At 67.8% G+C, this 17,968-nt stretch carries 16 protein-coding genes; 10 read left to right on the top strand and 6 right to left on the bottom strand.

What is annotated here, in order from left to right; genetic code table 11:
* Positions 1-48: 48 nt before the first annotated feature.
* Genes fabZ through lpxB form a run of 4 tightly spaced genes read left to right on the top strand, consistent with a single transcriptional unit; the run spans position 49 to position 3,234 of the window.
* Positions 49-495 (top strand): 3-hydroxyacyl-ACP dehydratase FabZ, encoded by a 447-nt coding sequence (gene fabZ / locus BMX96_RS03870; RefSeq protein WP_091844304.1) that lies wholly within the window; start codon positions 49-51, stop codon positions 493-495.
* Positions 492-1,289, top strand: a complete 798-nt coding sequence (gene lpxA, locus BMX96_RS03865; protein WP_091844303.1) for an acyl-ACP--UDP-N-acetylglucosamine O-acyltransferase — start codon at positions 492-494, stop codon at positions 1,287-1,289. Before fabZ ends, lpxA begins: the two co-directional genes overlap by 4 nt.
* Positions 1,286-2,113, top strand: coding sequence for an LpxI family protein (locus BMX96_RS03860; RefSeq protein WP_091844302.1), 828 nt, complete (start codon positions 1,286-1,288; stop codon positions 2,111-2,113). The genes lpxA and BMX96_RS03860 overlap by 4 nt, the downstream gene beginning before the upstream one ends.
* A complete protein-coding gene (gene lpxB, locus BMX96_RS03855; RefSeq protein ID WP_091844301.1) occupies positions 2,110-3,234 on the top strand; it encodes a lipid-A-disaccharide synthase in 1,125 nt (374 codons plus the stop codon). Before BMX96_RS03860 ends, lpxB begins: the two co-directional genes overlap by 4 nt.
* A gap of 123 nt (positions 3,235-3,357) precedes the next feature.
* On the opposite strand, the gene mnmA is transcribed toward lpxB, so the two are convergent.
* A complete protein-coding gene (gene mnmA, locus BMX96_RS03850) occupies positions 3,358-4,494 on the bottom strand; it encodes a tRNA 2-thiouridine(34) synthase MnmA (RefSeq protein WP_091844300.1) in 1,137 nt (378 codons plus the stop codon).
* Positions 4,495-4,629: 135 nt separating this feature from the next.
* On the opposite strand from mnmA, the gene sciP reads away from it, so the two are divergent.
* The 4 genes from sciP to recG all read left to right on the top strand — a co-directional run bounded on the left by sciP (position 4,630) and on the right by recG (position 10,192).
* On the top strand, positions 4,630-4,908 hold the full coding sequence (gene sciP / locus BMX96_RS03845) for a CtrA inhibitor SciP (protein ID WP_073126067.1): 279 nt from the start codon (positions 4,630-4,632) through the stop codon (positions 4,906-4,908).
* A 100-nt stretch (positions 4,909-5,008) separates the two neighbouring features.
* A complete protein-coding gene (ctrA, locus tag BMX96_RS03840; protein WP_073126064.1) occupies positions 5,009-5,722 on the top strand; it encodes a response regulator transcription factor CtrA in 714 nt (237 codons plus the stop codon).
* Between the two features lie 82 nt (positions 5,723-5,804).
* Positions 5,805-8,111, top strand: a complete 2,307-nt coding sequence (gene ligA, locus BMX96_RS03835) for an NAD-dependent DNA ligase LigA (RefSeq protein ID WP_091844299.1) — start codon at positions 5,805-5,807, stop codon at positions 8,109-8,111.
* Positions 8,108-10,192, top strand: a complete 2,085-nt coding sequence (recG, locus tag BMX96_RS03830; protein ID WP_091844298.1) for an ATP-dependent DNA helicase RecG — start codon at positions 8,108-8,110, stop codon at positions 10,190-10,192. Before ligA ends, recG begins: the two co-directional genes overlap by 4 nt.
* 610 nt (positions 10,193-10,802) lie before the next feature.
* Here recG and BMX96_RS03825 read toward each other — a convergent pair.
* Complete coding sequence (locus BMX96_RS03825) at positions 10,803-11,252, bottom strand: iron-sulfur cluster assembly scaffold protein (protein ID WP_091844297.1); 450 nt, start codon at positions 11,250-11,252, stop codon at positions 10,803-10,805.
* Between the two features lie 67 nt (positions 11,253-11,319).
* Here BMX96_RS03825 and hisI point away from each other — a divergent pair, with 67 nt between their 5' ends.
* Positions 11,320-11,679, top strand: a complete 360-nt coding sequence (hisI, locus tag BMX96_RS03820; RefSeq protein ID WP_091844296.1) for a phosphoribosyl-AMP cyclohydrolase — start codon at positions 11,320-11,322, stop codon at positions 11,677-11,679.
* Here hisI and gluQRS read toward each other — a convergent pair.
* Genes gluQRS through BMX96_RS03805 form a run of 3 tightly spaced genes read right to left on the bottom strand, consistent with a single transcriptional unit; the run spans position 11,660 to position 14,455 of the window.
* Entirely contained in the window at positions 11,660-12,547 is an 888-nt protein-coding gene (gluQRS, locus tag BMX96_RS03815; RefSeq protein WP_236736944.1) for a tRNA glutamyl-Q(34) synthetase GluQRS, read from the bottom strand. The genes hisI and gluQRS overlap by 20 nt on opposite strands.
* Complete coding sequence (gene trmFO, locus BMX96_RS03810; RefSeq protein WP_091844295.1) at positions 12,513-13,871, bottom strand: methylenetetrahydrofolate--tRNA-(uracil(54)-C(5))-methyltransferase (FADH(2)-oxidizing) TrmFO; 1,359 nt, start codon at positions 13,869-13,871, stop codon at positions 12,513-12,515. Before trmFO ends, gluQRS begins: the two co-directional genes overlap by 35 nt.
* 47 nt (positions 13,872-13,918) lie before the next feature.
* Positions 13,919-14,455, bottom strand: a complete 537-nt coding sequence (locus tag BMX96_RS03805; protein ID WP_091844294.1) for a DoxX family protein — start codon at positions 14,453-14,455, stop codon at positions 13,919-13,921.
* Between the two features lie 197 nt (positions 14,456-14,652).
* On the opposite strand from BMX96_RS03805, the gene BMX96_RS03800 reads away from it, so the two are divergent.
* A complete protein-coding gene (locus BMX96_RS03800; RefSeq protein WP_175481643.1) occupies positions 14,653-15,162 on the top strand; it encodes a BLUF domain-containing protein in 510 nt (169 codons plus the stop codon).
* Here the strand turns inward: BMX96_RS03800 and gyrA are convergent.
* Positions 15,102-17,879, bottom strand: coding sequence for a DNA gyrase subunit A (gene gyrA / locus BMX96_RS03795; protein WP_091844292.1), 2,778 nt, complete (start codon positions 17,877-17,879; stop codon positions 15,102-15,104). The genes BMX96_RS03800 and gyrA overlap by 61 nt on opposite strands.
* Positions 17,880-17,968 lie beyond the last annotated feature (89 nt).

The following is a 17,968-nucleotide window of genomic DNA, read 5'->3' as shown; positions in this document are numbered from 1 at the left end:
CCGGGTGGGCTTGCTACGCACGCATGAGCGTTCAGCAAAGGATGATCCATGACCCAATCGGCCGATATCCACCTGATCCAGAGGATCATCCCCCACCGCTATCCGTTCCTGCTGGTGGACCGGGTCGAGGATATCGAGGGCCACGACAGCGCCCGCGGCATCAAGAACGTCACCTTCAACGAGCCGCATTTTCAGGGTCACTTTCCCGGAGCGCCGATCATGCCCGGCGTCACCATCGTCGAGGCCATGGCACAGACTGCGGCCGTCATGGTGGGCGTCGACATGGACCTCGCCGACAAGAATTTCCTCGTCTACTTCATGGCCATCGACAGCGCCAAGTTCCGCCGCAAGGTCATCCCGGGCGACCGACTGGAGATGCACATCACCACCAAGCGTGGCGGCGGCAAGGTCTGGAAGTTCCACGGCCGCGCCGAGGTCGGGGGCGAGCTGGCCTGCGAAGCCGAGTTCACCGCCATGATGGAGCTGCCCAAGTGAGCATCGCTGCGACGGCTGAAATCCATCCCCAGGCGGTGGTCGAGGACGGCGCCGTCATCGGCGAGGGCGTGACCGTCGGACCCTTCGCGGTGATCGGGTCGCAAGTCAGCCTGGCCGAGGGCGTGACCGTGAAAAGCCACGCGCTCGTCACCGGGCAGACCAGCATCGGGCCCGAGACCACGATCTTCTCCTTCGCGTCGGTGGGCGAGATCCCGCAGGACCTGAAGTTCGCGGGCGAGGAGACGAGGCTCGAGATCGGCGCACGCTGCCGCATCCGCGAGCACGTGACCCTGAACACCGGGACGGAGGGCGGTGGTGGCCTGACCAGGATCGGCGACGATTGCCTGCTGATGACCGGCTGCCACGTGGCCCACGATGCCATCGTCGGCGACCGGGTCATCATCGTGAACCACTCCGCCGTGGCGGGCCATTGCCGGATCGAGGATGATGTCATCATCGGCGGCCTGTCGGGCATCCACCAATGGGTGCGCATCGGCCGTGGCGCGATCATCGGCGCCGTCACCATGGTTACCCATGATGTCATCCCCCACGCGCTCGTACAGGCGCCGCGGGGCGAGCTTGACGGGCTGAACCTGGTGGGACTGAAGCGCAAGGGCGTGGCACGTGGCGACATCACCGCGCTGCGGGCGGCGTTCCAGATGCTCAAGCAGGGCGAGGGGGCGTTTCAGGACCGTGCCTCGCGGCTCGCCGCCGAGACGGAAAGCGACTATGTCCGCCAGATCACCGATTTCATCCTGTCGCCCAGCGACCGCGGCTTCCTGACGCCCAAATGAGCCTGTGCCTCGTCGCGGGGCAGGGGCGCCTGCCGCACCTGCTGGCCGAGCGCGTGCACCCGGACCGGATCGCGGCGCTGGAAGGCTTCCTGCCGGACGGGCTGGACGTCGATCACGTTTTCCGGGTCGAGACGCTGGGCAGTTTCCTCAAGACCCTGAGCCGCGCGGGTGTCACGCGGATCTGCTTCGCGGGGTCCATCCGACGGCCCAAGCTCGACGCCAAGCGCGTGGATACGGCGACGCTGCCGCTGGTGCCGAGGATGATGAAGGTGCTGGGGCAGGGCGACGACGCTGCCCTGCGCATGGTGCTGGGCCTGTTCGAGGATCGCGGCATCATCCCGGTCGGCGCGCACGAGCTGCTGCCGGAGCTTCTGCCGCCCGCTGGCGTCGCGGTGGGCACGCTGCCCAAGGGAGCCGAGCACGATGCCGACCGCGCGTCGGCGATCCTCGCGGCCATGGGCGCCGCGGACGTGGGACAGGCTTGCGTCGTCGCGCGCGGCCAGGCGCTTGCCGTCGAGGCGCTGCCTGGCACGGACTGGATGCTCGACACTGTCATCGCCGCGCGCAGCGACCGGACGGAGGGCGATACCAACCCGCTCTACCGCAAGCTTCCGGCGGGTGGGCTGCTTTTCAAGGCACCGAAGCCCGCGCAGGATCGTCGCGTCGATCTGCCCACCATCGGCCCCGGAACAGTTGAGCGCGCGGCCAAGGCTGGGCTCGAGGGCATCGTGATCGAGGCGCAGGGCGTCATGGTGCTGGACGCGGACGAGACCATGGCGCTTGCACGCGACCGGGGTCTCTATCTCTGGATCAGGCCGCGATGAAGGTCTTCCTGATCGCGGGCGAGGCGTCGGGCGACCGGTTGGGCGCCGCGCTCATGGCGGGACTGAAGGCCCTGCGCCCCGATGTCACCTTCAGCGGCGTGGGCGGCGCGCTGATGCAGGCCGAGGGGATGGAGAGCCTGTTTCCCATGGACGAGCTCAGCGTCATGGGGCTGGCCGAGGTGCTGCCAAAATACCCGCATCTGCGGCGTCGCATGATCCAGACGGCGGACGCGGTGCTGGACCGCCGGCCGGACGTGCTCATCACCATCGACAGCCCCGATTTCTGCCTGCGCGTGGCCGAGCGGGTCCGCCGCAGCGCCCGCATCCGGACGGTGCATTACGTGGCGCCGTCGGTCTGGGCCTGGCGGCCGGGCCGCGCCGCGAAGATGGCGCCGCATGTGGACCAGGTCCTGGCGCTGCTGCCGTTCGAGCCGCCCTTCATGGAAGCCGCCGGCATGCGCTGCGACTTCGTGGGCCATCCCGTCGTGTCCGAACCGTCGCCGGACCCCGCGGACGTCTCGCGGCTTCGGGACGGCACCGGCCCGCTGGTGCTGGTCCTGCCGGGGTCGCGCCGGTCCGAGGTCACGCGGCTCATGCCGATCTTCGGCGCGGCGCTGGACAACCTGCGAAAAGCGCATCCCGGGATGCGCCTGCTGCTGCCGACCACGCCGAACGTGGCCGACGCGGTGCGGGATCTTTCGGCGGGCTGGCAGGGCCTGACCATCCTCGACGCCGCGGATACGGGCCTGAAACGCGCCGCCTTCGCGGCCGCCGACGTGGCGCTGGCGGCGTCGGGCACGGTGTCGCTGGAACTGGCACGCGCCCGCACCCCCATGGTCATCGGCTACCGGATGAACTGGCTCAGCTGGCAGATCATGCGGCGCATGGTGCGCATCGACACGGTGACACTGGTGAACCTCGTGGTGGGCGAGAAGATCGTCCCCGAATTCCTTGGCCCCGCCTGCCAGCCCGCGCCGATCGCCGCCGCGCTTGACCGGCTCATCGCGGCGCCCGAGGGACAGGACGCGGCCCTCGCCCGGACCATGCAGGCCCTCGGAGAGGATGGCGAAACCCCCGGCCTGCGCGCCGCCCGGGCGGTGCTGGACGGGCTCGACGCCTAGCATTCGACTGGAATCGCACCAGGTCCGAGCGCACCGCGCGTCACGTCCATCCTGACGGCATCACTGGTCTTGAAATACCCACGGCGAACCGCTTGCCGCCAAGCAACCGGGCGGCAGCGGAGGTCACCCCCGGTGGATCCAGCCCCCGCCGAAGATCCGGCTGCCCTCGGGCGCGTAGAACACGCAGGCCTGGCCCGGCGACACGCCTTCCTCGGCCACAACCAGCTCGACCTCGGCTTCGGTCTCGCTCAGCGGGCGAATGACGGCCTCGCGCGGCGGGCGGGTCGAGCGGACCTTCACGCCCAGGTGCCATTCCTCTTGCGAGGTGAAAGGCGTGTCGCCCAGCCAGTTGATCTCGCGCACCGGGACGCGGCGCGTGGCCAGCAGCTCTTTCGGGCCGACCACAACACGGCGGTTCTCGACGTCCAGCTTCACCACGTAAAGCGGCTCGGTCAGGCCGCCGATGCCGAGACCGCGGCGCTGGCCGACGGTGTAATGGATGACGCCGCGATGCTCACCCAGCACCCGGCCGTCGGCATGGACGATCTCGCCCGGATCGGCGGCGCCGGGTCGCAGTTTCTCGATCACGCTGGCATAGTCGCCGTTCGGCACGAAGCAGATGTCCTGGCTGTCGGGCTTCATCGCCACCGACAGCCCGTGCTTGGCCGCCAGCGCGCGGGTCTCGTCCTTGGTCGCCAGGTGGCCCAGCGGGAAGCGCAGGTAATCCAGCTGTTCCGGGGTGGTCGAGAACAGGAAATAGCTCTGGTCGCGGTTGGCGTCGGCGGCCGAATGCAGCTCGGGGCCGTGCGCGCCGGACTTGCGCTGGATGTAGTGGCCGGTCGCCATGCAATCGGCGTCCAGGTCCTTCGCGGTCTCCAGCAAGTCCTTGAACTTCACCCGCTCGTTGCAGCGGATGCAGGGCACGGGCGTCGCGCCGGCCAGGTAGCTGTCGGCGAACTCGTCGATCACCGCTTCGCGGAACGTGTTCTCGTAATCCAGCACGTAATGGGGAAAGCCCATCGCCTCGGCCACGCGGCGCGCGTCGTGGATGTCGCGCCCGGCGCAGCACGCCCCCTTCTTGGCCAGCGCCGCGCCGTGATCGTAAAGCTGCAGGGTCACGCCCACCACGTCATAGCCCTCGGCCGCGAGCTCGGCCGCCACGACCGAGCTGTCGACGCCGCCGGACATCGCGACCACCACGCGGGTCTGCGCGGGGGGCTTGGCAAAACCGAGCGAATTCACGGAAGCATCGAGCGCCATGGCAAGGGGCCTTTGGTCAATGGGGTAGGTCGCACGGAATATAGGAAAATGCCCCATACACACAAGGGCCGGGTTTCACCGGGCCTTAAGGCTGCGATCGCTATCACCACCGGGCTGAAACACATGGGGTGAGACATGTACCTGAAAAAAATCGACGGCCCGCGCGCCGTGACGCTTCCGGGGGGGAAGGTCATGACCCGTGCGGACCTGCCGGATCCGAAGACGAAACGATGGGTGGCGAGCCGCAAGGCCGCCGTCCTCAGGGCCATCGAGGCCGGGCTGATCGACCGGGACGAGGCCTGCCGCCTCTACGTCCTGTCGCCCGAGGAACTGGACAGCTGGGCTTCTGCCGTGCAGCGCCACGGCGAGGCGGCGCTGAAGGCCACCAGGTTGCAAAAATATCGACAACTTTAAGTTGTTGCTTGTGCTTTGACCGCCTATGAAGCCGCGCCAGTAACGAGCCGTTAACCTTTCCGGGCCAATTTGCTGGCATCGGAATTACGCGGAGACCACGATGCGGGTTTTGCTTGTCGAGGACGATCCCACCACGTCGCGCAGCATCGAGCTGATGCTGACCCACGCCAACCTGAACGTCTATGCCACCGACATGGGCGAGGAGGGCGTGGATCTGGCCAAGCTCTATGACTACGACCTGATCCTTCTGGACCTGAACCTGCCGGACATGCACGGCCACGACGTACTGCGCCAGCTGCGGCTGGCGCGCATCAATACGCCGATCCTGATCCTGACCGGGTCCGACGACACGGAGACCAAGATCAAGGGCTTCGGCTTCGGGGCGGACGACTACCTGACGAAGCCCTTCCACCGCGAAGAACTGGTGGCGCGGATCCACGCCATCATCCGCCGATCCAAGGGCCATTCCCAGTCGGTGATCGCCACGGGCAAGATCGTGGTGAACCTGGACGCCAAATCCGTCGAAACCGAGGGCCGGTCGATCCACCTCACCGGCAAGGAATACCAGATGCTCGAGCTTCTGAGCCTGCGGAAGGGGACGACGCTGACGAAAGAGATGTTTCTGAACCATCTTTACGGGGGCATGGACGAACCCGAACTCAAGATCATCGACGTCTTCATCTGCAAGCTGCGCAAGAAGCTCAGCGAGGCGACGGGCGGCGACAATTACATCGAAACCGTTTGGGGCCGCGGCTATGTCCTGCGCGACCCCGAGCCTGCCGCGGACGCGAATCCCATCGCCGCTACCGGCTGACGCGCCACGCGGCGCCGTCGCCTTCTGGACGGGGCCGCGCGCCCGTCCTAGAACCAGACCGGATCAGGTCCGGAGGGCGTAGATGGCCGAAACAGGCGGCGAGGCAGGGCGCGAGACGCGCGACAGGGCGACCGACCCTTCGGCCGATTTCGACGTGGGCGGGTTCACCCGCGAAGATGCCAACGCCGCGCTGGATGCGCTGGCCGGGCAGTTGGCCCAGGCAAACGCGGCCTATTATCGGGACGATGCCCCGTCGCTCAGCGATGCCGACTACGACACGTTGAAGCGTCGCAACGCTGCAATCGAGGACCGATTCCCCGACCTCAAACGCGCCGACTCGCCCAGCGAACAGGTGGGCGCGGCGCCGTCTGACGGGTTTTCAAAAGTGCGCCACGCGCAGCGGATGCTGTCGCTGGGCAATGCGTTCGACGAAGACGACGTGGCCGATTTCGTGCGCTCGGTCCGCAGCTACCTCGGGCTTGGGGCCGATGCCCCGCTGGCCTTCACGGCCGAGCCGAAGATCGACGGGCTGTCGCTGTCGCTTCGCTATGAGAACGGCGAACTGGTTCAGGCCGCCACCCGCGGCGATGGCGAGGTGGGCGAAAACGTCACCGCCAATGCCCGCACGGTGGACACAATCCCCCAGCGGATCGAGGGCGCGCCAGATGTGTTGGAGGTGCGCGGCGAGGTCTACATGCGGCACGCCGATTTCGCCGCGCTGAACGACCGGCAGCGCGCGGCGGGGCAGAAAACCTTCGCCAACCCCCGCAACGCCGCCGCCGGATCGCTGCGCCAGTTGGATTCGGCCATCACCGCCGCGCGTCCGCTGGCTTTCTTCGCCTACGCCTGGGGCGAGGTGAGCGCGCCCCTGGCCGACACCCAGATGAAGGCGCTGGAGCGGCTGCGCGCCATGGGGTTCGACGTGAACGACCGCACGGTCCTCTGCCACGACACCCGGGCGCTCATCGACCACTATCGCGGGATCGAGGCGGATCGCGCCGATCTTGGCTATGACATCGACGGCGTCGTGTACAAGGTGAACGATCTTATCTACCAGCGGCGGCTGGGCATGCGTTCGACCACCCCCCGCTGGGCCATCGCGCACAAGTTCCCGGCGGAGCTTGCCTGGACGCGGCTCAACGCGATCGAGATCCAGGTGGGGCGCACCGGCGCGCTGAGCCCCGTTGCCCGGCTCGAACCCGTCACGGTGGGTGGCGTGGTCGTCTCCAACGCCACGCTGCACAACGAGGACTACATCGCCGGGCGCGACAACCAGGGCCAGCCCATCCGCGACGGCCGCGACATCCGCGAGCGCGACCTGGTGCAGGTCTACCGCGCCGGCGACGTGATCCCGAAGATCGCGGACGTGGACCTGTCGAAGCGCCCCGGGGATGCCTTGCCCTACGATTTCCCCAAGAAGTGTCCCGAATGCGCCTCGGCCGCGATCCGCGAGCCCGGCGATTCGGTGCGCCGCTGTTCGGGCGGGCTGATCTGCCCCGCGCAGGCCATCGAAAAGCTGAAGCACCTGGTCAGCCGCGCCGCCTTCGACATCGAGGGGCTGGGCTCGAAACTGGTGGAAGAGCTCTATCGTGACGGCTGGATTACCGAACCCGCGGACATCTTCACCCTGAAGGACCGCTACGGTCCCGGGCAGATGACCCAGCTGAAGAACCGCGAGGGCTGGGGCGAGAAATCGGCCGAGAATCTGTTCCAGGCCATCGAGGACCGGCGGAAGATCCCGCTCAACCGCCTGATCTTCGGGCTGGGTCTGCGCCACGTGGGCGAGGTCGCGGCCAAGGACCTGGCGCGCCACTACGAATCGTGGTCGGCCTTCGTTGCCGCCTGCGACGCGGCCGCCCCCGCCGCCTGGCGCTATGAACGCGCGGAAGAGGCCGAAGCGGCCGAACGCGCTGCCGCCGCCGCCGAAGGGCGCCGCGCCAGCATCAAGCCTGTGAAGGACGCGATCTGGGCCGAGGATCCGCCGATCGACGACGCCAAGGCCGCCTGGGACGACATGACCGGCATCGACGGCATCGGCGCGGTTCTGGCCGCAAGCCTCGTGACCAGCTTCGCGCAGGAGCGTGAGCGCGCCTCGATCGACCGGCTGGCAGCGCAGCTGAACGTGCAGGAGGTGCGGGACGAGCGCGCCACCGACAGCCCCGTGGCCGGCATGACCGTGGTCTTCACCGGGTCGCTCGAAACCATGACCCGGGCCGAGGCCAAGGCCCGGGCCGAGGCGCTGGGGGCCAAGGTCTCGGGCTCGGTGTCGTCCAAGACGGACCTGCTGGTGGCCGGTCCCGGCGCGGGGTCGAAGGCCGACAAGGCGGCGAAGCTGGGGGTCCGGACCGTGGACGAGCAGGGCTGGCACGACCTGATCGGCGGCGCATGAGCCGCCCGGAATCCCTGTTCCCGCTGTTCGCGGACCTGACCAAGCTGGACGGCGTCGGCCCAAAGACCGCCCAGCATTTCGCGCAGATGCACGTGGAAAAGCCGCGCGACCTGCTGTTCATGCTGCCCCAGTCCGGCACCGATCGCACGCGGCGCAATTCGATCCGCGACGTGGTGCCGCCCGCGACGGTCACGGTCGAGGTGCTTGTGGGCCGCCACATCCCGGCCGCCGGCAAGGGACCCACCCGGATCGAGGTGCAGGATGGCGAGACGTCGTTCTACATCGTCTTCTTTCACGCCAAGGGCGATTGGCTGTCCAAGCAGCTGCCAACTGGCCAGCGCCGCGTGGTGTCGGGCCGGGTCGAGCTGTTCGACGGCGTGGCGCAGATGGCGCATCCCGACCATATCCTGCGCCCCGAGGAAGCCGATGCCATCCCGGCGTTCGAGCCGGTCTACCCCCTGACCGCCGGCGTCACGCAGCGGGTGATGGCGCGGGCCGTCGCCACGGCCCTGGACCGGGCGCCGCGTCTTGACGAATGGATCGATCCGAACCTGGTCACGCGCGAGGGCTGGCCTGCCTGGCGCGAGGCGCTGACTGCGTCGCACGCCCCCGAGACGCCGAAGGACCTGTCGCCCGCGACCGCCGCGCGCACGCGGCTGGCCTATGACGAACTGCTCGCCCACCAGATGACCCTGGCGCTGGCCCGGGCGCAGCGGCGCGCGCGGCCGGGGCGCACGACGCGGGGGGACGGCCGGCTTCGGAATCGCGCGCTGGCCGCGCTGCCCTACCGCCCCACCGGGGCGCAGGCCCGCGCGATGAAGGATATCGCCGCCGACATGGCCGCGACCACGCGCATGAACCGGCTGCTGCAGGGCGACGTGGGGTCCGGCAAGACGCTGGTGGCCTTCGCCGCTCTGCTGGTCGCGGTCGAGGCGGGCGGGCAGGGCGTGTTGATGGCCCCCACCGAGATCCTCGCCCGCCAGCATCTCGAGGCGTTGCAACCGCTGGCGGAAAGCGTGGGCGTGGTGCTGGAGATCCTCACGGGCCGCGACAAGGGGGCCGAGCGGACGGCCAAGCTGAAGGCATTGGCGACGGGCGACATCCAGATCCTCGTGGGCACCCATGCGGTGTTCCAGGACGATGTCGCCTTTTCGGATCTGCGCCTCGCCATCGTAGACGAGCAGCACCGCTTCGGCGTGCGCCAACGGCTGCAACTGGGCGCCAAGGGCGACCGGGCCGATGTCCTGGTGATGACCGCGACGCCGATCCCCCGGTCGCTCAGCCTGGCGCAATACGGCGACATGGACGTGTCGGTGCTGGACGAGAAACCGCCAGGCCGCAAACCGGTGCAGACCGCGCTGGTGAACATGGCGCGGCTGGACGACGTGATCGCGCGGCTGCGCGGTGCCATCGCCGAGGGACGGCAGGTCTACTGGGTCTGCCCGCTGGTGGACGCGTCCGAGGTCAGCGACCTGACCGCGGCCGAGGATCGGTTCAAGGCCCTGCGCGCGGCATTGGGCGAAGGGCAGGTGGGGCTGGTCCACGGCCAGATGCCGCCCGCCGACAAGGACGCTGCCATGGCCCGGTTCGTAACGGGCGTGACGCCGGTCCTCGTGGCGACCACGGTGATCGAGGTGGGCGTGAACGTGCCCAACGCGTCGATCATGGTGATCGAGCGGGCCGAGAGCTTCGGCCTCGCGCAATTGCACCAGTTGCGGGGGCGTGTCGGGCGTGGATCGGCCGCGTCGACCTGCCTGCTGCTCTATCAGGCGCCGCTGGGCGAAACGGCACGTCGGCGGCTGGAAATCCTGCGCGAAAGCGAGGACGGCTTCCGCATCGCCGAGGAAGATCTGGCCCTGCGTGGCGCGGGCGACCTGATCGGGCACGCGCAATCGGGCCTGCCGCGATTCCGCATTGCCGATCTCGAGTCGCAGGCCGGGCTGATGGCGATGGCGCAGGACGACGCACGCGCCTGCCTTGCCGCCGACCCCGACCTGACGGGGCCGCGCGGGCAGGCCATGCGGACCCTCCTGTGGCTGATGGAACAGGACAAGGCGATCCGTTTGATTTCAGTCGGTTAGGATTTTGTTCACGTTTGTTCTGCAAAAGTTCTTGCCAGAATCGGCGTGATGTGAGAACAAAAGAAAAACACGACGAGGAGATGCCGACATGATCGAACAAATCACCAAGACCGTCCGCCGCTGCGACACGCTGGTCGAGGATGTGATCGGCCTGTCGGCGCTGGTGGCGATGCTGATCGCCGCGCTGCATTTCCCCGTCCTGTCCTGACCCTGTTTTCTGCCCCGCGCTTGTCCTGATCGGCCACGCGCACCGTCGGTTTCCCAATCCCGACGGTGCCATTTCTGTCCCAAAGCCTCCGGGGTGCCTCAGCCCCGTTCCGGCCGATCCGACCTGCGTCCCTTGCCCGCCGCCATCCGCACACACGGATGCGCGGCGGATTTTTTTTTGGAGGGTGGTGCGGCATCGAGAGGGCAGCCGTCTTGCGGCACCGATGCCGCCCGGAGTCGGATCGAGCGTTCTGGGTGGTCGGAGGCGTGGGAGGGGCCTGCACCGGAAGGACTCACGGCTATCGGTCTGGATCGTCACTCAACCGAAGACGACCCGCACAGACAGCGCTCCAAGCGCGCGGCCGGCGATCCCGGGTAAGACGCTTGCCGGAAGGCTCGGCGCTCAGGCGCAGGCGCTCTGTTCGATCTCGGCGAAGGCTTCGGACGCCGCGTCGAGGGTCAGCATGATCGACGCGTGGCGGTTCTTGTAATCCTTCGCGGGCATGAGGACGTGCAGCTCGTCGAAGGGCGCTTCGGGCGCGGGGCCGTCGGATTTCAGCATCGCGCGCAGCTGGTCGCGCGCCTTGTCCACCTGTTCACGGGTGCAGCCGATGATGGCGTGCCCCACGACCGCCGCGGATGCCTGCCCGAGGGCGCAGGCCTTCACGTCCTGTGCGAAGGCCGAGACGCGGCCATCCTCGACGCAAAGATCCACCGTCACGGTCGAGCCGCAAAGCGGCGAGCGCTTGCGCACGGTGGCCTGCGGCGACTCCAGCCGGTCGGTATGGGGAATGTCCGCCGTCAGTTCCAGGATGCGCCCGGAATAGAGCTTGATCATGTCGCTGTCGGCCATGGCTTCCCCTTTCGCGGCTTGACCCCTAGATAGGGCCTTCATCGCCAAACGCCAACGGGACCTTTGCATGGCTTTCGACCCCGCGACCCTGACTTTCGACGCCAACGGATTGCTGCCCGCCATCGCGCAGGACGCGGAGAGCGGCGAGGTCCTCATGCTGGCCTGGATGAACGCCGAGGCTGTCGCCAAAACGCTGTCCTCGGGCCGCGTCACCTATTGGAGCCGCTCGCGGCAGTCCTTCTGGATCAAGGGCGAAACCAGCGGCCATGTGCAGCAGCTGGTCGAGATGCGGGTGGATTGCGACCGTGACTGCCTTCTGGTGCTCGTCCGGCAGGCGGGGCCCGCCTGTCACACCGGACGGCGCAGCTGTTTCTACACCGCGATCCGAGACGGTGACGAGGTCGAGATCATGGCGCCAGGGGCGTGATCGGCAGGGGCGGCAGCATCGCGATCAGCTCGGCACGGCTGACGCCTTCGTCGCGATAGCGCGCGAGGGCCTTGGACCGATCGATTTTGGCCAGCCTGCGACCGGTCTCGTCCGTTACCAGGGCGTGATGGTGATAGATCGGAACCGGCCACCCCATGACTGTCTGGATCAGGACATGAAGCGGCGTGCTGTCCCACAGATCGGCCCCGCGGATCACGTGGGTCACGCCCTGCGCCGCGTCGTCATGCGGACAGGCGAGGTCGTAGGCGATATCGCCGGTGCTGCGGCGGCGCAGGACCGGGTCGCCGATACAGTTGATCAAGGTATCCGCATCGGGCTGGTGCGTGCCCGCGTGCAGCGGGCCGGTTTCGGTAAAGGCGGGCAGGGCGCCCGCGTGTTCCAGGGCCCGGGCCACGTTCAGGCGCAGCGCATCGCCGTCCTGCGCTTCGGACATGGGGCGGTGCCGGCAGGTGCCGGGATAAACGAGACCCTGCAGCCCCAGCTTGGCCCCCGCGCGGGAAATGTCGGCCCGGGTGCAGGAGCAGGGGTAGATCAGCCCCCGCGCGCCAAGGTCGTCCAGTGCCGCGTCATAGGCCGCACGGTGGGTGGACTGCGTACGGACCTCGCCCTGCCAGTGAAACCCGAGCCAGTTCAGATCGTCGACGATCTGCGCCGCGAATTCCGGCCGTGACCGGGTGCTGTCGGTATCCTCAAGGCGCAGCAACACGCGTCCGGCGTCTCCGGCCAGCGCCTGGATCGTCAGCGCCGAATAGGCGTGGCCCAGGTGAAGCGGGCCCGTGGGCGACGGCGCGAAGCGGGTGACGATCACGCCGTCATTCGGCGGCGAGCTGCGCGTCGCCCGCGGCAAGCCAGCCCTGCCAGTCGGCCTTGGCGCGGTCGGTATAGGCCTTGTAACGCGCCGGCCGGTTGCGCCGCCCGCCCTTCAGGTCCACGGGCGGGAACAGTCCGAAATTGACGTTCATGGGCTGGAACGTCTTGGCCTCGGCGCCGCCGGTGATGTGCGTGACCAGCGCGCCGGTGGCGGTGGTATCGGGCACCGGCGGCAGGCTGCGCCCGGTCAGCTCGGCCACGGCCAGCCGGCCCGCCAGCAGGCCCATGGCGGCGGATTCGACGTAGCCCTCGACCCCGGTGATCTGCCCGGCGAAGCGGATATGCGGCGCGCTGCGCAGGCGCATCTGGTCGTCGAGCAGCGTGGGCGAATTCAAAAACGTGTTGCGGTGGATGCCGCCCAGCCGGGCGAAGCGCGCGTTCTCAAGCCCCGGAATCGTCCGGAAAACATCGGTTTGCGCGCCGTACTTCATCTTGGTCTGGAAGCCCACGATGTTGTAGAGCGTGCCCAGCTTGTTGTCGCGGCGCAGCTGGACAACGGCATGCGGTTTCACATCGGGCGCGTGGGGGTTGGTCAGGCCCACGGGCTTCATCGGGCCGTGGCGCAGGGTTTCGCGTCCGCGTTCGGCCATGACCTCGATCGGCAGGCAGCCGTCGAAATAGCCCGCGGTCTCGCCCTCGTGGAACTCGGTCTTGGGGGCGGCCAGCAGCGCGTCGATGAATGCGTCGTACTGCGCCTTGTCCATGGGGCAGTTCAGGTAGGCGGTGCGCTCTTCCTCGGTCTCGCCCTTGTCATAGCGCGACTGCATCCACGCCTTGGACATGTCGATGCTGTCGTGATGGACGATGGGCGCGATGGCATCGAAGAAGGCCAGCGCGTCGGTGCCCGTCTCGGCCGCGATGGCCTGTCCCAGCGCGGTCGAGGTCAGCGGGCCGGTGGCGATGATCCAGTGGCCGTCGCGTGGCAGCTCGGTGATCTCGGCCGCCTCGACCCGCACGCGGGGGTGGTCGCGCAGGGTCGCGGTGACGGCTTGGGCGAAGGCCTCGCGGTCCACGGCCAGCGCGCCGCCCGCGGGCAGGCGGTGGCGGTCGGCCATGGCGATCAGCAAACCGCCCGCCGCGCGCATTTCCCAGTGCAGAAGGCCCACGGCGTTCTGTTCATCGTCGTCCGATCGAAACGAGTTCGAACAGACCATCTCGGCCAGGTCGCCGGTCTGGTGCGCGAAGGTGCCGACCTTGGGCCGCATCTCGTGGATGACCACGTCGAGCCCCGCGTTCGCGGCCTGCCACGCGGCCTCGGATCCGGCCATGCCGCCGCCGATGATATGAAGTGTCTCTGCCATGACGCCGATGTAAGGCAGCGGACGGCGCTATGGAAGGGCGGCGAGGGTCAGATCGGCTGGTCGCGGAAGATGTTGTCGGACGCCTCGGTCGTCGGGCGGGGCGTGCGCAGCGCGGCCGCCACGCGCGCATCTGCGCGGGCGTCCTGTCTCAGCTGGGGTCTGCCGTCGATGGGATTGCGCACCACGTTCAGCCGCCGCGGCGTCGTGCGGCGCATGCGAAGCCGTCGCTCGGGCGATGTTTCAGCGATCAGCAGGACCGCGCCGACCAGTGCCATGTCCTGCCAGAACCCTGTCAGGTTGGCGAGGGTGAAGTCGGGCGCGTATTGCAGGTAGCTGCTCCAGAAGAAGAACACCGCGAGGATGAGCGCGGCGGGGCGCACGAAGATGCCCAGCATGACCGCGAGGGACGTGCCATAGAGCACGAAGGCGGTGACCGTTTCGGCAAGCTCGACGGGAATGACGACGGACAGCAGGTCGACCCCCGCGAAACTGTCGATCAGCCCGATGCCCGCCAGGAAATACGACCCGATCAGGAGGCGCACCACGGGCAACAGCAGAGATTTGAGCGGCGAGTATGGCAGCATCCCTGACCCCCTTTCGGTAGCTGCCCGAATGATGGCGGAATCCGAGGGCGAATTTGTGACATGCGCCGTGCCGAACTGCGGCGTGTGCCCCTGTCTTGGCAAGTTTCCTGTGGAAAAGCCGATGACGTTGGGTAAATCTCCTTGATCTCGTGGCCGCGGTCGCCCCTAATCGCCCTATGCGGGAGGGAGGAGCCCGGATGCACTATTTGGTTTATCGCAGCACGGCGCTGGTATCACCGGGCAGCTTTCGCTACGGCGGGATCCTGCACACGTCGGTCCGGAACAACGCAGAGACCGGCATCACCGGATATCTTCACTACGAGGAAGGCGAGTTTCTTCAGTATATCGAAGGGCCAGACGCCGCGATCTCGGCCCTATGGGCGCGGCTCGCCCGTGATCCAAGGCACCGCGATATCCTGCTTCTGGCAAGCGGCGCGCTGGCCAGGCGCCGTTTCGAAGATTGGCGCATGGGCATGTCGGACCCGACAGTCCTGTCGCTTGCCACATTCCTGAGAGACGTAGACCACCCGCAGTGCCGCCCCGGCCCCGACGGGGCCGAAGCGATCTATTTCCTGCTGTCGGTCTGCCAGCGGATCGAGCTGGGGCTGGCCGACCCACCGCGTCCAAGACAGGGCGGGCCCAGACCTCAGCTTTCGCCGGTCTCGTCCGTGGTGCCGCCTTCGGCGTCGGCCTCGGCGTCGCTCTGATCGGCGATCCACGCGACGCTGACCACTTCTTCGCCCGCGCCGGTATTGAACACGCGCACGCCGCCGGCCGCGCGGGAGCGGAAGCTGATCCCGTCCACCGGCACCCGGATCGACTGGCCCTTCGAGGTGGCCAGCATGATCTGGTCGTCCATCTCGACCGGGAAGCTGGCCAGGAGCGGGCCGCCCCGCATCGCCTTGTCCATCGCCATCACGCCCTGACCGCCGCGGCCGCGCACGGGATAGTCGTGCGAGGATGACAGCTTGCCCGAGCCGCCCGCGGTGATGGTCAGGATCAGGTCCTCGGCCGCCGACATCTCGGCATAGCGTTCCTGGCTGAACTCGGCGGCGTCGCCGGCCACCTCGTCCTCGTCCGGCTCGACCTCGGCATCGTCGCCGAGACCCGCCATGGCGCGGCGCATTTTCAGGTAGGTGGCACGTTCGTCCGGGGTGGCCTCGAAATGGCGGATCACGGCCATGGACACGACCTCGTCGCCGTCGGCCAGCCGGATGCCGCGCACGCCCAGCGAACTGCGCGAGTTGAAGACCCGCACGTCGGTGGACGGGAAGCGAATGGCGCGGCCCTGCGCCGTCACCAGCATCACGTCGTCGTCGGGCGATGCGATGCGCGCGTTGATAAGGCGCACGCCTTCATCCTCGCCCTCGAACTTCATGGCGATCTTGCCCGCGCGGTTCACGTTGGTGAAATCGCTCAGCTTGTTGCGCCGCACGGTGCCCGCGCTGGTGGCGAAGACGATCTGAAGGTCGTCCCAGTGATCCTCGTCGCGGTCCACCGGCATGATGGCGGCGATGCTGACGCCCTGCGGGATCGGCAGGATGTTGACGATCGCCTTGCCCTTCGAGGTGCGGCCGCCCAGCGGCAGGCGCCAGGTCTTGAGCTTGTAGGCCATGCCGTCGGTGGTGAAGAACAGCAGCGGCGTGTGGGTGTTGGCGACGAACAGGGTGGTGACCACGTCGTCGTCCTTCAGCGCGCCGCCCGAGACACCCTTGCCGCCGCGCCGCTGGGCGCGGAAATCGGCCAGCGCCGTGCGCTTGATGTAGCCGGACTGGGTGACCGTCACGACCATTTCCTCGCGCTCGATCAGGTCCTCGTCTTCCATGTCGCCGGACCAGTCGACGATTTCCGTGCGGCGCGGCACCGCGAAATCCTCGCGCACCTCGCGCAGTTCGTCCGCGATGATGCCCATGATCCGGTCGCGCGAGCGCAGGATGTCCAGGTAATCCTTGATCTTGCCGGCAAGCTCTTCCAGCTCGTCGGTGACTTCCTTCACGCCCAGCTGGGTCAGGCGTTGCAGCCGCAGCTCCAGGATGGCACGGGCCTGCGCCTCGGACAGATTGTAGGTGCCGTCGTCGTTCATCGTGTGGCTGGGATCGTCGATCAGCCGGATGAAGGGCGCGATCTCCTCGGCGGGCCAGCGCCGCTCCATCAGCTTGATGCGGGCCTCGGGCGCGTCGGCCGAGGCGCGGATCGTCGCCACGACCTCGTCCACGTTGCTGACGGCGACCGCGTAGCCGCACAGGATGTGGCTGCGTTCCCGCGCCTTGCGCAGCTCGTAGGCCGTGCGCCGCGCAACGACATCCTCGCGGAAGGTGATGAAATGCGTGAGGAAATCCCGCAGGGTCAGCTGCTCGGGCCGGCCGCCGTGAAGCGCCAGCATGTTGCAGCCGAAGCTCGTCTGCATCGGCGTGAAGCGGTAGAGTTGGTTCAGCACCACGTCCGGGGTGGCGTCCTTCTTCAGTTCGACCACCACGCGCACGCCGACGCGATCGGATTCGTCCTGGACGGCCGAGATGCCTTCCAGCTTCTTTTCCTTCACCAGGTCGGCGATCCGCTCGACCAGCGCGGCCTTGTTCACCTGGTACGGAATTTCGTCCAGCACGATGGCGAAGCGGTCCTTGCGGATCTCCTCGACGCGCGTCTTGGCCCGCAGGATGACGCTGCCGCGCCCCTCGAGATAGGCCTTCCGCGCGCCCGAGCGGCCCAGCATGATGCCGCCGGTCGGGAAGTCGGGGCCGGGAATGATCTCCATGATCCGTTCCGAGCTCAGATCCGGATCCTCGATCAGCGCCAGCGTGGCATCGACGACCTCGCCCAGGTTATGGGGCGGGATGTTCGTCGCCATGCCCACGGCGATGCCGCCCGCGCCGTTGACCAGCATATTGGGAAAGCGTGCGGGCAGGACCGTCGGCTCAAGCTGTTTGCCGTCGTAGTTGTCCTGGAAATCGACCGTTTCCTTCTCGATATCGGCCAGCAGGGCGCGGGCGGGCTTGTCCATCCGCACCTCGGTATAGCGCATGGCCGCCGCGCTATCCCCGTCCATGGAGCCGAAATTGCCCTGGCCGTCCAGGAGCGGTAGCGACATGGAGAAGTCCTGCGCCATCCGCACCAGCGCCTCGTAGATCGCGCTGTCGCCGTGCGGGTGGTACTGGCCCATGACGTCGCCCACGGGGCGCGCGGACTTGCGGTAGGGCTTGTCGAAGGTGTTGCCGGTCTCGTGCATGGCGTAAAGGATCCGCCGGTGCACGGGTTTCAGGCCATCGCGCAGGTCGGGGATCGCCCGCGACACGATGACCGACATGGCGTAGTCGAGGAACGACGCCTGCATCTCGTCCACGATGTCGATCGAGGGGCCTTGCGGGCCGGGGCCTTCGGGGCCGTTTTCGTCAATATCCTCGGGGGGATCGGGCCGGTCGCTCACGCTGGATCTTCCTTATCGCTCGCTCAATATCTTGTTGAAATTTCTATATCAGCACATGGATATGGGGTGCAATGACTGCGTCTTTTCGG

This window comes from Palleronia pelagia (assembly GCF_900110115.1).
Classification (GTDB): domain Bacteria; phylum Pseudomonadota; class Alphaproteobacteria; order Rhodobacterales; family Rhodobacteraceae; genus Palleronia; species Palleronia pelagia.
This window is presented reverse-complemented; position numbering and strand designations above follow the sequence as displayed.

Coding starts and splice junctions, on each gene's coding strand:
- BMX96_RS03860 (WP_091844302.1), top strand. CDS start 1,286: ATGAGCCTGTGCCTCGTCGCGGGGCAGGGGCGCCTGCCGCACCTGCTG.
- mnmA (WP_091844300.1), bottom strand. CDS start 4,494: ATGGCGCTCGATGCTTCCGTGAATTCGCTCGGTTTTGCCAAGCCCCCC.
- ligA (WP_091844299.1), top strand. CDS start 5,805: ATGGCCGAAACAGGCGGCGAGGCAGGGCGCGAGACGCGCGACAGGGCG.
- BMX96_RS03800 (WP_175481643.1), top strand. CDS start 14,653: ATGCACTATTTGGTTTATCGCAGCACGGCGCTGGTATCACCGGGCAGC.
- recG (WP_091844298.1), top strand. CDS start 8,108: ATGAGCCGCCCGGAATCCCTGTTCCCGCTGTTCGCGGACCTGACCAAG.
- BMX96_RS03825 (WP_091844297.1), bottom strand. CDS start 11,252: ATGGCCGACAGCGACATGATCAAGCTCTATTCCGGGCGCATCCTGGAA.
- hisI (WP_091844296.1), top strand. CDS start 11,320: ATGGCTTTCGACCCCGCGACCCTGACTTTCGACGCCAACGGATTGCTG.
- fabZ (WP_091844304.1), top strand. CDS start 49: ATGACCCAATCGGCCGATATCCACCTGATCCAGAGGATCATCCCCCAC.
- BMX96_RS03805 (WP_091844294.1), bottom strand. CDS start 14,455: ATGCTGCCATACTCGCCGCTCAAATCTCTGCTGTTGCCCGTGGTGCGC.
- trmFO (WP_091844295.1), bottom strand. CDS start 13,871: ATGGCAGAGACACTTCATATCATCGGCGGCGGCATGGCCGGATCCGAG.
- sciP (WP_073126067.1), top strand. CDS start 4,630: ATGTACCTGAAAAAAATCGACGGCCCGCGCGCCGTGACGCTTCCGGGG.
- ctrA (WP_073126064.1), top strand. CDS start 5,009: ATGCGGGTTTTGCTTGTCGAGGACGATCCCACCACGTCGCGCAGCATC.
- lpxB (WP_091844301.1), top strand. CDS start 2,110: ATGAAGGTCTTCCTGATCGCGGGCGAGGCGTCGGGCGACCGGTTGGGC.